The 11,653-nt window shown below is 70.3% G+C and carries 12 protein-coding genes; 9 read left to right on the top strand and 3 right to left on the bottom strand.

Annotation, left to right across the window (positions count from 1 at the left end; genetic code table 11):
- Positions 1–68 precede the first annotated feature (68 nt).
- Together ABTZ94_RS32210 and phoU are read right to left on the bottom strand one after the other, a co-directional pair.
- The gene (locus ABTZ94_RS32210; RefSeq protein WP_351206124.1) at positions 69–218 is read right to left on the bottom strand and encodes a hypothetical protein; all 150 of its coding nucleotides are present in this window, start codon (positions 216–218) and stop codon (positions 69–71) included.
- Positions 219–390: 172 nt separating this feature from the next.
- On the bottom strand, positions 391–1,068 hold the full coding sequence (gene phoU, locus ABTZ94_RS32205; RefSeq protein WP_351206122.1) for a phosphate signaling complex protein PhoU: 678 nt from the start codon (positions 1,066–1,068) through the stop codon (positions 391–393).
- A 198-nt stretch (positions 1,069–1,266) separates the two neighbouring features.
- Between phoU and phoR the strand changes: the two genes are divergently transcribed.
- Together phoR and phoP are read left to right on the top strand one after the other, a co-directional pair.
- Positions 1,267–2,541, top strand: coding sequence for a two-component system sensor histidine kinase PhoR (gene phoR, locus ABTZ94_RS32200; protein WP_351206120.1), 1,275 nt, complete (start codon positions 1,267–1,269; stop codon positions 2,539–2,541).
- 5 nt (positions 2,542–2,546) lie between these two features.
- On the top strand, positions 2,547–3,218 hold the full coding sequence (phoP, locus tag ABTZ94_RS32195; protein WP_470916301.1) for a two-component system response regulator PhoP: 672 nt from the start codon (positions 2,547–2,549) through the stop codon (positions 3,216–3,218).
- A 76-nt stretch (positions 3,219–3,294) separates the two neighbouring features.
- On the opposite strand, the gene ABTZ94_RS32190 is transcribed toward phoP, so the two are convergent.
- Positions 3,295–3,942: a copper chaperone PCu(A)C domain-containing protein gene (locus ABTZ94_RS32190; protein ID WP_351206118.1), complete on the bottom strand. Its 648-nt coding sequence runs from the start codon at positions 3,940–3,942 to the stop codon at positions 3,295–3,297.
- Positions 3,943–4,561: 619 nt separating this feature from the next.
- On the opposite strand from ABTZ94_RS32190, the gene ABTZ94_RS32185 reads away from it, so the two are divergent.
- The 7 genes from ABTZ94_RS32185 (at position 4,562) to ABTZ94_RS32155 (ending at position 11,603) form a co-directional block, all read left to right on the top strand.
- Entirely contained in the window at positions 4,562–5,044 is a 483-nt protein-coding gene (locus ABTZ94_RS32185) for a CarD family transcriptional regulator (RefSeq protein ID WP_006380568.1), read from the top strand.
- A 333-nt stretch (positions 5,045–5,377) separates the two neighbouring features.
- Positions 5,378–6,124, top strand: a complete 747-nt coding sequence (gene ispD, locus ABTZ94_RS32180; protein WP_351206116.1) for a 2-C-methyl-D-erythritol 4-phosphate cytidylyltransferase — start codon at positions 5,378–5,380, stop codon at positions 6,122–6,124.
- Positions 6,114–6,617, top strand: a complete 504-nt coding sequence (gene ispF, locus ABTZ94_RS32175) for a 2-C-methyl-D-erythritol 2,4-cyclodiphosphate synthase (RefSeq protein WP_351206114.1) — start codon at positions 6,114–6,116, stop codon at positions 6,615–6,617. The genes ispD and ispF overlap by 11 nt, the downstream gene beginning before the upstream one ends.
- 123 nt (positions 6,618–6,740) lie before the next feature.
- Positions 6,741–7,145: a PPOX class F420-dependent oxidoreductase gene (locus tag ABTZ94_RS32170; protein WP_351206112.1), complete on the top strand. Its 405-nt coding sequence runs from the start codon at positions 6,741–6,743 to the stop codon at positions 7,143–7,145.
- Positions 7,146–7,391: 246 nt separating this feature from the next.
- Entirely contained in the window at positions 7,392–8,795 is a 1,404-nt protein-coding gene (cysS, locus tag ABTZ94_RS32165; RefSeq protein ID WP_351206110.1) for a cysteine--tRNA ligase, read from the top strand.
- A gap of 84 nt (positions 8,796–8,879) precedes the next feature.
- On the top strand, positions 8,880–9,836 hold the full coding sequence (gene rlmB / locus ABTZ94_RS32160; RefSeq protein WP_351206108.1) for a 23S rRNA (guanosine(2251)-2'-O)-methyltransferase RlmB: 957 nt from the start codon (positions 8,880–8,882) through the stop codon (positions 9,834–9,836).
- Between the two features lie 114 nt (positions 9,837–9,950).
- The gene (locus tag ABTZ94_RS32155; RefSeq protein WP_351206106.1) at positions 9,951–11,603 is read left to right on the top strand and encodes a DoxX family protein; all 1,653 of its coding nucleotides are present in this window, start codon (positions 9,951–9,953) and stop codon (positions 11,601–11,603) included.
- Positions 11,604–11,653 lie beyond the last annotated feature (50 nt).

The following is an 11,653-nucleotide window of genomic DNA, read 5'->3' as shown; positions in this document are numbered from 1 at the left end:
GACCCAGCGCAGAACGGTCAGGCAGTCCGCGAAGGGGGCGCCTTTCCGGCTCCGTGCAGGCCGGCCGGTCAGCCGCAGCAGCCACCGCACTGGCACGGGGCCCCGGACTGGCAGCCGCATCCGCAGCCCGAGCCGCAGCCGCAGGCGCCGAGCACGGTCAGATGCACCACTTCAGCGGGTGTCTCCTGCTGGGGGTCGGTCATGGGGGAATCGGCCATGGTTCCTCCTCATTGCACACGACAGGGCCGTACGCCCCAACGATGCGCGTACGACCGGGGCGTACGGACAAGGCGTGCCGCCCCACCCCATTGCATGCCCAACTGGGCGGGCGCATCAACGGCGCACATGCGCAGAGACGCATATGCGACCCGGACGCGACGATGTACGCCGTTACGCGCCCTCCACCGGTGACTGCTGCTGGATCTCGTCGGCGTGCTCGCCCGTCACCAGGTAGACCACCCGCTTGGCGACCGACACCGCGTGGTCGGCGAAGCGCTCGTAGTAGCGGCCGAGCAGCGTCACGTCGACGGCGGTCTCGATGCCGTGCTTCCAGCGGTCGTCCATCAGGTGCTGGAACAGCGTGCGGTGCAGCAGGTCCATCTCGTCGTCGTCCTGCTCCAGCTGGAGCGCCAGATCGACGTCCTTGGTGATGATCACCTCGGCGGCCTTGGCCATCAGGCGCTGCGCCAGCTGTCCCATCTCCAGAATGGTGGCGTGCAGGTCGTGCGGCACCGGCGACTGCGGGAACCGCAGACGGGCCAGCTTGGCGACATGCTGGGCGAGGTCGCCCGAGCGCTCCAGGTCGGCGCTCATCCGCAGCGACGTGACCACGATCCGCAGATCGGTCGCCACCGGCTGCTGGCGCGCGAGCAGGGCGATGGCCCGCGCTTCCAGGTCGTGCTGGAGGTCGTCGACCTTCTGGTCCGCGGCGATCACGCTCTCCGCGAGCTTGAGATCGGCATCGAGCATGGACGTCGTCGCCCGGCCGATCGCCGATCCGACGAGCCGGGCCATCTCGACCAGCCCCTCGCCGATCGAGTCGAGTTCCTCGTGGTACGCGTCACGCATGGAAGTCCCTCTCCAGTCCTCTGTGTAAGGCCGGGGCCAGGTATGAACCCCACGCTGCCACCCTGGGCGGCGTACGCGTCGGCTTCCGGCCGCCCAAGTGAACCAACACTTGCTCCTCGGTGAACTCTGGGCGACGAGTGATCGGATACGCACTCGGATGGCTGGGAGAGTCCTCCCGGACCCGCATAACCTTGACGTATGGACGTGAACGCGGCAGTCGCCGCAGCTGCGGCGATCGGCGGTGCGTGCACCGGAGTGATCGCCATGCTGGCGTTCCGCTGGAGCGAGCGCGACCAGAAGAAGCCGACGCGAGCCTCCCTGCGGCCTGACAGCAACGCCCCCCTGCCCCCCGGCGTGGACACGGTCCTGTCCGTGCTCAGCTCCTCCGCGGTCGTGCTCGACGAGAGCGACAGCGTGGTCAAGGCCAGCTCCGCCGCCTATGCGCTGGGACTGGTCAGGGGCGGACGGCTCGCCGTCGACGCGATGCTGCACATGGCCAGGGACACCCGCCGCGACGGTGAGATACGACAGGTCGAACTGGACCTTCCCAGGCGCGGTACGGGCCGTGGCGAGGCCCTCGCGGTCTCCGCCCGGGTCGCCCCGCTGGGCTCCCGGCTGGTGCTCCTGCTGGTCGAGGACCTCACCGAGGCGCGCCGTATAGAAGCGGTACGACGCGACTTCGTCGCCAACGTCAGCCATGAGCTCAAGACCCCGGTCGGCGCGCTCTCGCTGCTCTCCGAGGCCGTGATGGACGCCTCCGACGACCCGGATGCGGTGGAGCGGTTCGCGGGGCGGATGCAGATCGAGGCGACCCGGCTGACCAACCTCGTACAGGAGATCATCGACCTCTCCAGGGTGCAGAACGACGACCCGCTGGAGGACGCCGAGCCGGTCCGGGTGGACGAGCTGGTGGCCGAGGCCATCGACCGCTGCCGCCAGCAGGCCGGCTCGAAGCAGATCACCATGGCAGCGGGCGGCGCCGCGGAGCTCCGTATCTGGGGCAACCGCGGCCAGCTCGCAGCGGCGCTCGGCAACCTCGTCGAGAACGCCGTCAACTACAGCCCCGCCCGTACCCGAGTGGGCATCGCCGCCAGGCGACTGTCCGTACCCGGCGGGGACCAGATCGAGATAGCGGTGACCGACCAGGGCATCGGCATCTCGGAGACGGACCGCGAGCGGGTCTTCGAACGCTTCTACCGCGTCGACCCGGCCCGCTCACGGGCCACCGGTGGCACCGGCCTCGGCCTCGCCATCGTCAAGCACGTGGCCGCCTCGCACGGCGGGGAGGTCACGGTCTGGAGCTCGGAGGGCCAGGGCTCCACCTTCACCCTGCGGCTGCCCGAAGCGGGCTCCGTACGGGAACGGGACCGCAGCTCGGGCGGACCGCTCATCGTCAACGGCGACGAGGGCCCCCACGGACCCGCTCACCCCGACACCCTTGATCCATTCCCTGCCCCGGAGGTCCTTCCGTGACCCGAGTGCTTGTCGTCGAGGATGAGGAATCCTTCAGCGACGCTCTGTCCTACATGCTCCGCAAGGAGGGCTTCGAAGTCGCCATCGCGGCCACGGGCCCGGACGGGCTTGACGAGTTCGAGCGCAACGGCGCCGATCTCGTGCTGCTCGACCTGATGCTGCCGGGCCTGCCCGGCACGGAGGTCTGCCGTCAGCTGCGCAGCAGGTCCAACGTCCCCGTGATCATGGTCACGGCCAAGGACAGCGAGATCGACAAGGTCGTGGGCCTGGAGATAGGGGCCGACGACTACGTCACCAAGCCGTTCTCCTCGCGGGAGCTCGTCGCCCGCATCCGCGCGGTGCTGCGCCGGCGCGGTGAGCCGGAGGAGGTCACGCCGGCCGCCCTGGAGGCGGGCCCGGTCCGGATGGACGTGGACCGCCACGTCGTCACGGTCTCCGGCGGCAAGGTCGACCTCCCGCTCAAGGAGTTCGACCTGCTTGAGATGCTGCTGCGCAACGCCGGCCGGGTCCTGACCCGCATGCAGCTGATCGACCGGGTCTGGGGCGCGGACTACGTGGGCGACACCAAGACCCTCGACGTCCACGTCAAGCGCCTGCGCGCCAAGATCGAGCCCGACCCGGGCGCCCCGCGCTTCCTGGTGACGGTGCGGGGCCTGGGATACAAGTTCGAGCCGTAAACCGGCCCGTATGCGACGGCGGAGGGCGCACCCCGAAAGGGAGTGCGCCCTCCGCCGTCCGCGTACCTGCGTACGGTCAGCCGGTCTGCGACGAGGCGGACGCGTCGTCGCTCGGGGTGCCCGTGTCGCTGTCGGGCTCCGACCCGCCCGCCGGAGCCCCCGGCGTGGCGGAGGACTTCGCCCCGGGCGACTGCGACGGTGCCACCGGCAGCGAGCTCGGACCGAAGTCCGTGAAGTAGCTGGTCGCCGGAACGACGAACGCGCTGAGCGAGACCTCACCGGTCGAGCTGAACTTGAAGGCGACGGGCTGCACATTGCCGGCCTGCGCGGCCTCGCGGCCGTTCTCGATGACGGCGGACGCGTTGCCCTTGCCGCCGATGATCACGCGGCCGCCGGCCGGGACCACGACGGGACCGGAACCCTTGGCGGCGTGCAGCTGCACCGCGGCGCTCGTACCCGGCAGGGTGACGGCGTCCAGGGTCTGCGGCTTGGCGCCGCTGTTGAACAGCGTCGCACTGACGACGGCCGGGCCCTCGGCGTTGCGCTCGGGCTGGGTGATGACGTTCGCGTTCTGGATGCTGATGTCACCGGAGGTGGTGGCGGCAGAGTCCGGCCTGATCTTGAGCGTCGCGGCGTCATTGCCCGCACCGCACGCGGTGAGCGAGGCGATCGAGAACACGATGGCTGTGGCGGCGAGGGCGCCGTGTCGAAGGCTGCGGCTCACGGCGGCGGCAACTCCTTTAACGTTCGGACTGCGGACGGGAGGGGCAGGCGACGTAAAGCCGCCCTAAGGGTGTGTCAGCAGCCTTAGGCTACCGAGCCACCCCGTCGGCCCCGCACCCGACCCGCCCCTTCGCGCCACGGCACTTCCCGGGGCCGGTGCCGCTCGGGGCCCGCACCCGGCCGGGGTTTGCGGACCGGCGCATCCAGAATCCGGTCGACACGCGCCGTTCACATATCGCCGGTGATCAATTCATGGAGCGTGGCGCATTCCGCTCGCATAACCGATCACACCGCAGCGCTGATCAATTCCATTGATCAGTCACACTTACGTCCGTGCGGGTGATCGATCTCCGAACGGAGTACGGAAAGTTCATCATGCAGAATCCGGCAAAATGGGGCGTTCGGCCACTTCGGAGGGGGGTTCGGATGCGTGTAACGTGTGCGTTTCGCCCTGCCCGTACAGCCGCTCCGACCTGCGAATACCGTCTTCCGTGAGCCCGTCGAAGCACGTACGTGTTGCTGTTGTCAAGCCCCGAGATATGCCCTGACCTGCGGAAACGTCATTCAGGAGAAGCTGTTCTCGTGTTACCCTTGATAGCCACGGAAGGGGTACCTGTCACATGACGTTCAAGGTTGGCGACACCGTGGTCTATCCCCATCACGGGGCCGCGCTGATCGAGGCTATCGAAACTCGCCAGATCAAAGGCGTGGACAAGACCTACTTGGTGCTCAAGGTCGCCCAGGGCGACTTGACGGTTCGTGTGCCGGCGGACAATGCGGAGTTCGTGGGTGTGCGCGACGTAGTCGGGCAGGAGGGGCTGGACCGGGTCTTCGAGGTGCTGCGTGCACCGTATGCCGAAGAGCCGACGAACTGGTCCCGGCGCTACAAGGCAAATCTGGAGAAGCTCGCCTCCGGCGATGTCATCAAGGTCGCCGAAGTCGTTCGCGACCTGTGGCGTCGCGAACGCGAGCGTGGACTCTCCGCAGGCGAGAAGCGCATGCTCGCCAAGGCTCGCCAAATTCTGGTGAGCGAGCTCGCTCTCGCGGAGAACACGAACGAGGACAAGGCCGAGGCTCTGCTCGACGAGGTACTCGCGTCCTGAACCGGCTCACGCCGGTCGTGAAAAATGTGCCGCGGTGCCCGCTGACAACCGTATTCACGGTTTGTCGTCGGGCGCTGCGGCATGTCTGGATTCCGCCACGACGTGTCTGGATTACGTCCTGACTCGCCGATGCGTTGGCTTCATCGGCGATCCCCCCGATACGTTGCTCGCGATCTTGTGTAGCCGATCCCGAGCGACCGGTGCGGCTCGTCCGACTTCGACCGGGTGTCACGGAAAGGGCCCGGTCGAGTCATGGCGTGGCGCCCGGCTCGCTTGTGGCCATACCCATGTCGGCTGTGGAAACAAACATGCCGAAGCTTCGGAGTGCAACCGATGTCTGATCAATCGCGTCCGTACCGCACCGCCGCCGTGATTCCCGCGGCCGGCCGCGGCGTACGGCTCGGCCCGGGCGCTCCCAAAGCGCTCCGCGCGCTGGGCGGGACGCCCATGCTCATCCATGCGGTACGGGCCATGGCGGCGTCCCGTTCCGTCTCTCTGGTCGTCGTCGTCGCGCCGCCGGACGGCGCCCCCGAGGTCAAGAACCTGCTCGACGAGCACTCCCTGCCCGAGCGCACCGACTACCTCGTCGTGCCCGGCGGCGAGACCCGCCAGGAGTCGGTGCGGCTCGGCCTCGATGCCCTGCCCGAGGGCGTCCGCGTCGTCCTCGTCCACGACGCGGCGCGCCCGCTGGTGCCCGTCGACACTGTGGACGCGGTGATCGAGGCGGTACGGGACGGGGCGCCCGCGGTCGTCCCCGCGCTGCCGCTCGCCGACACGGTCAAGGAGGTCGAGCCCGGCCCGCCGGGGGAGCCGGAGCCGGTCCTCGGTACGCCCGTACGGGCCAGGCTGCGCGCCGTGCAGACTCCGCAGGGCTTCGACCGCGACACGCTCGTGCGCGCGCACAAGACCGTCGCTGTCAGCGGCGACGGCGCCACGGACGACGCGGGCATGGTGGAGCAGCTCGGGGCGCCCGTCGTGGTCGTACCCGGGCACGAAGAGGCGTTCAAGGTGACCCGGCCGCTGGACCTGGTGCTGGCCGAAGCGGTACTCGCACGCAGGAGGGCGAACGATGGCTTCTGAGGAACGGACCGGGCCCGTGATCCCGCTCGTCGGGATCGGCACGGACATTCACGCCTTCGAAGAGGGCCGCGAGCTGTGGTGCGCGGGACTGCTGTGGGAGGGCGAGGGGCCTGGCCTGGCGGGCCATTCCGACGCCGATGTCGTCGCGCACGCCGCGTGCAACGCACTTTTCTCGGCCGCCGGGCTCGGCGACCTCGGACAGCACTTCGGCACGGGGCGGCCCGAGTGGTCCGGCGCCGCCGGAGTCACCCTGCTGACCGAGGCGGCGCGGATCGTACGGGCCGAGGGCTTCGAGATCGGCAATGTCGCCGTTCAGGTCGTCGGCGTACGGCCGAAGATCGGCAAGCGGCGCGAAGAGGCGCAGAAGGTGCTGTCGGCCGCCGTGGGGGCGCCCGTCTCGCTGTCCGCCGCCACCTCCGACGGGCTCGGCTTCACCGGGCGGGCCGAGGGCCTCGCGGGGATCGCGACCGCACTGGTCTACCGCACGGCCTGACCCGCAGCGTCCGCGCACCGCACGCGCCTTCGACCTTTCCGGTGGGCAGGAACGGGAAGCGGAAGCGGTGACGCGGGGTTGGGGTACGGGTAGGAGCACCATCGACCCCACTTGGAGGACGCCATGACCGCCGCACTCTCCGAAGAACTCAAGGCGCTTCTCGACACGCCCGTCTTCGTCACCGTCGCCACCATCCAGCCCGACGGCAGCCCCCAGGTCTCCCCGGTCTGGGTGAAGCGCGACGGCGACGACGTGCTCATCTCGACGACGGTCGGCCGCCGCAAGGAACAGAACCTGCGCCGCGACCCGCGGGTCTCCGTCGTCGTGCAGCCCTTCGCCGCGCCGTACACGTACGCCGAGATCCGTGGCGCGGCCGTGCTCTCCACCGAGGGCGGCCAGGAGCTCATCGACGAGCTTTCGGTGAAGTACACCGGCAAGAAGTACGCGGAGTTCAACCCCGCGGCCGGTGACGACGCCGAGCGTGTGGTTGTCCGGATCACCCCGCGAAGGGTCGTCGGAAGGATCTAGTACCCCTCCAGGCAAGCTTTGCCCCGTCGCGACGCCCGGCACGGCACCTTGCCGCGTTGTCGCAGACGTCCAGCACGTGGGCGGCCTCCGCCGTGCGATACACCGCACCGGACGCCGCGAGCTTTCCGGCAAACCTTTCCGGCGACCTTTCCGGCCACAGCACCGGAGCCACTGCGCTGCCACAAACTTTCCCCGCGATCCCCAAGGGGTCGCGGGGCACTGGTGCGCGCCCACTACCCTTGAGGCGTGACTATTCGCCTGTACGACACCAGCGCCCGGCAGATCCGTGACTTCGTACCGCTCACCGCGGGCTGTGTCTCGATCTACCTCTGTGGCGCGACCGTCCAGGCCGCCCCGCACATCGGGCACATCCGGTCCGGGCTGAACTTCGACATCATGCGCCGCTGGTTCGCCTACCGCGGCTACGACGTCACGTTCATCCGGAACGTCACCGACATCGACGACAAGATCATCAGCAAGTCGGCCGAGCAGGGCCGCCCCTGGTGGTCGATCGGGTACGACAACGAGCGGGCGTTCAACGCCGGCTACGACGCGCTCGGCTGCCTGCCGCCCACCTACGAACCGCGCGCCACCGGCCACATCACCGAGATGATCGAGATGATGCGGGGCCTGATCGAACGCGGTCACGCCTACGCGGCCGATGGCAACGTCTACTTCGACGTGAAGTCGTTCCCCGGCTACCTGGAGCTCTCCAACCAGGACCTGGACGACCTGCGCCAGCCGTCCGGCGAGGGCGAGACCGGCAAGCGCGACCAGCGCGACTTCGCGATGTGGAAGGCCACCAAGCCGGGCGAGCCCAGCTGGGAGACCCCGTGGGGCCGCGGCCGGCCCGGCTGGCACCTGGAGTGCTCCGCCATGGCGCACAAGTACCTCGGTACCGCCTTCGACATCCACGGCGGCGGCATCGACCTGATCTTTCCGCACCATGAGAACGAGATCGCCCAGGCCAAGGCCTTCGGCGACGAGTTCGCCAGGTACTGGGTCCACAACGGCTGGGTCACCATGTCCGGCGAGAAGATGTCGAAGTCCCTCGGCAACTCCGTGCTGGTCAGCGAGATGGTCAAGCAGTGGCGTCCGATCGTGCTGCGCTACTACCTCGGCACCCCGCACTACCGGTCGATGATCGAGTACAGCGAGGAGGCCCTGCGTGAGGCCGAGTCCGCGTTCGCACGGATCGAGGGCTTCGTCCAGCGGGTCACCGAGAAGGCGGGCGAGACGGTCGAGCCCGCCACCGAGGTCCCGCCCGCCTTCGCCGAGGCGATGGACGACGACCTCGGCGTCCCGCAGGCCCTGGCGATCGTCCACACCACGGTCCGGCAGGGCAACTCCGCACTCGCCGCCGACGACAAGGAAGCGGCAGTCGCCAGGTTCGCGGAGGTCCGCGCGATGCTCGGCGTCCTCGGCCTCGACCCGCTCGACGAACACTGGGCGGGCGAGAGTGACCGCGGCGACGATCTGCACGGGGTCGTCGACACCCTCGTACGCCTCGTCCTCGACCAGCGCCAGGCAGCCCGCGAACGCAAGGACTGGCCCGCCGCCGACGCCATCCGCGACCAGCTCAACCAGTCCGGACTCGTCATCGAGGACAGCCCCACCGGACCACGATGGACACTCGGCCCGCGCCAGTAGTCCTCCCATGTGCCGCCCGGCGTCCCGGGCGGCACACTTCACTTATACGTACGCATGTCTGAGAAGCAACGAAACAGGTAGGTCATGGCCGGGAACAGCCAGCGCAGGAACCGCCGCACGTCCAACAAGAAGGGCGCACAGGTAGGCAGCGGTGGGCAGCGACGCCGTGGCCTCGAAGGCAAGGGCCCCACGCCGCCCGCCTCCGCCCGCAAGGGACACAAGAAGAACCGGATCGCCAACGCCCAGGCCAAGCAGGCCGCGACCCGCCGCCCCGCGCCGCGGCGCGGCGGTGCCAAGGGAACGTCCGAGATGGTCGTCGGCCGCAACCCGGTCTACGAGGCCCTGCGCGACGGCGTCCCGGCGACGACCCTGTACGTCCAGCAGTACATCGACAACGACGAGCGGGTCCGCGACGCGCTCCAGCTCGCCGGCGAGCGCGGCAACATCAACCTGATGGAGGCCCCGCGCCCCGAGCTGGACCGGATGACGAACGGCCTGAACCACCAGGGCCTCGTCCTCCAGGTCCCGCCGTACGAGTACGCGCACCCGGAGGACCTCACCGCCGCCGCGTACGACAAGGGCGAGGACCCGCTGATCGTCGCCCTCGACGGCGTCACCGACCCGCGCAACCTGGGTGCGATCGTGCGCTCCGTCTCCGCGTTCGGCGGCCACGGCGTGGTCGTGCCGGAGCGGCGCGCGGCCGGGATGACGGCGGGCGCGTGGAAGTCCTCGGCCGGCACGGCGGCCCGTACGCCGGTCTCCCGGGTGACGAACCTGACCCGAGCCCTGGAGGGCTACCAGAAGGCCGGCATCACGGTCGTCGGCCTCGCCGCGGACGGTGAGCACACCGTCGAGGACCTGGAGGCCCTCGCCGGCCCCGTCGTCATCGTCATCGGCAGCGAGGGCAAGGGCCTGGGCCGCCTCGTCGGCGAGACCTGCGACTACCGGGTCCGCATCTCGATGCCGGGCGGTGCGGAGTCGCTGAACGCGGGTGTCGCGGCCGGGATCGTCCTGTACGAGGTCGCGCGGCGCCGGGCCTGAATGCACCCGGCCGGGGGGCGGCCGACCGGGGCGCCCCCTGCCGGACCCCATTGACGGGCCTCGGACACTTCGGGCCCGTCAAGGCAGTGTCCTAAACACACATCACTCGGTTAGATGAGTGTGGACACCAGAACGCCTCGGTTCGACGAACAACCCGCCCTGAGCATGGCCAAGGTGGACTGCGACCCTGCGCAGGTCATCGTCAACCACGCCAGCTTCCGGGTGCGGCTCGCCCCCGGCCAGCGCCCGCGGCTGCGAGGTCCGGCCCCCGCCGGCGCGCCCAGGATCCCCGCGATGAGCGGCTCCGCCGGAGCAGTGCGCGGCAGGCGCTCGCCCGTCGTGTGGAGCGGCCGGTCCGCTCCCGGCGACCCCGGCGCCACCGGACTCCTCCAGGCCGTACGGAACTCCACCGCGGGCCGCCCGAGCACCGCGTACGACCCCTACGCCGGTCACGAGTTCGACGGTGAGCTCGGCGCGGGCGGCACGCAGGTCATCGAGCGCCTCGAAGAGACCCGGCCCAACCCCGTCATCACCGCGCCCCAGCAGCCGGGCCGCCACGGCAACGGCCCCCTGCTGCCGCCCATGCGCCGGGCGGTCGGCGCCTACGACTCCGTCGACACCGGGCCGTACGGCGAGGGCGAGTACGACGAGGGCGAGTACGACGACTTCGCCGACGGCCGGGGACGGCGCCACGGCGGCGATTCCGTACGGCACGCGTACTACCCCGGACGCCGGATGAACCTCGGCGTCGTGCTGCTGCCCATGCGCGTCTTCCTCGGCTTCATCTCCATCTACGCGGGCATGGGCAAGCTGTGCGACCCCGTCTACTTCGACGGCGGCGAGCGCGGCTCCATGGTCAAGTGGCTGACCTCGCTGCACCCCTGGGGACTGGCCGAGCCACTGCGCGACTTCGCTCTCTCGCACCCGGTCGGCGCCGGACTCACCGTCGCCTTCCTCCAGGTAATCGTCGGCGTCCTCACCGTCCTCGGTCTCTGGCAGCGCGTCGCCGCCTCCGTCGGCGCTCTCCTCTCCGCCGCTCTGCTGGTCACCGTCAGCTGGCGCACCGTCGCCGTCTACGACGCGCCCGACATCATCTACCTCGCCGCCTGGAGCCCGCTGATCATCGCGGGCGCCCCCGTCTACTCCGTCGACGGACGGCTCGCCGGCGAGGCCTGGCGCAGGCTCGGCCCGCGCTCGGCGATCTGGGACCTCCGCCGCCGGGTGCTGCGCCGGGGCGCCGTCGTCGCCACCGTCGTCGTCGGCCTCACCCTTCTCGTGGGCTCCATGCTCGGCGGCGCGGTCCGCTCCTCCGAGGTCGTCACCGTGCCCGGTCCGAACGGCGACCCGACCAACCAGCTCCCCGGCTCCCCGCTCCCGCAGGAGTCCCGCAGCGGCAGGGCCTCCCACACGCCCGACGGGCGGCGCCCCGCACCCTCCCGCAGCAGCGCCTCCACCACCCCGTCCGACACGGCGTCCACACCCGCGGCGGACGCCGTCCGCGAGTCCGGCCGGGCGGGGGCCGGTGCCGGACAGCCCAGCCAGACCCAGGGCACCGCCCAGCAGCCCCCGCAGCGGACGACCCCGCAGCAGCCGCCGTCCAGCAGCTCCGGCCCGAGCTCCTCCGGCTCCACCGGCACCGGCGGCGGCTCCACGGGCAGCGGCTCCATGGGCAACGGCTCCTCGGGCAGCGGCTCGGACAGCGGCGGCGGCTCCACCGGCGGAACGTCCGGCGACGGGCAGAGCCCCATCGGCGGCCTGCTCGGCTGAGGTATTCGGACTGCGGTACGCGCAGGGGCGGTCACCGGAACGAACCGGTG

This window comes from Streptomyces sp. NPDC002785 (assembly GCF_040295565.1).
GTDB lineage: Bacteria > Actinomycetota > Actinomycetes > Streptomycetales > Streptomycetaceae > Streptomyces.
Note: the sequence above shows the minus strand (reverse complement) of the source record. Positions and strands in the feature narration are given on the sequence as shown.

Coding starts and splice junctions, on each gene's coding strand:
- ABTZ94_RS32155 (WP_351206106.1), top strand. CDS start 9,951: ATGAGTGTGGACACCAGAACGCCTCGGTTCGACGAACAACCCGCCCTG.
- ABTZ94_RS32170 (WP_351206112.1), top strand. CDS start 6,741: ATGACCGCCGCACTCTCCGAAGAACTCAAGGCGCTTCTCGACACGCCC.
- rlmB (WP_351206108.1), top strand. CDS start 8,880: ATGGCCGGGAACAGCCAGCGCAGGAACCGCCGCACGTCCAACAAGAAG.
- phoU (WP_351206122.1), bottom strand. CDS start 1,068: ATGCGTGACGCGTACCACGAGGAACTCGACTCGATCGGCGAGGGGCTG.
- ispF (WP_351206114.1), top strand. CDS start 6,114: ATGGCTTCTGAGGAACGGACCGGGCCCGTGATCCCGCTCGTCGGGATC.
- ispD (WP_351206116.1), top strand. CDS start 5,378: ATGTCTGATCAATCGCGTCCGTACCGCACCGCCGCCGTGATTCCCGCG.
- phoR (WP_351206120.1), top strand. CDS start 1,267: ATGGACGTGAACGCGGCAGTCGCCGCAGCTGCGGCGATCGGCGGTGCG.
- ABTZ94_RS32210 (WP_351206124.1), bottom strand. CDS start 218: ATGGCCGATTCCCCCATGACCGACCCCCAGCAGGAGACACCCGCTGAA.
- ABTZ94_RS32185 (WP_006380568.1), top strand. CDS start 4,562: ATGACGTTCAAGGTTGGCGACACCGTGGTCTATCCCCATCACGGGGCC.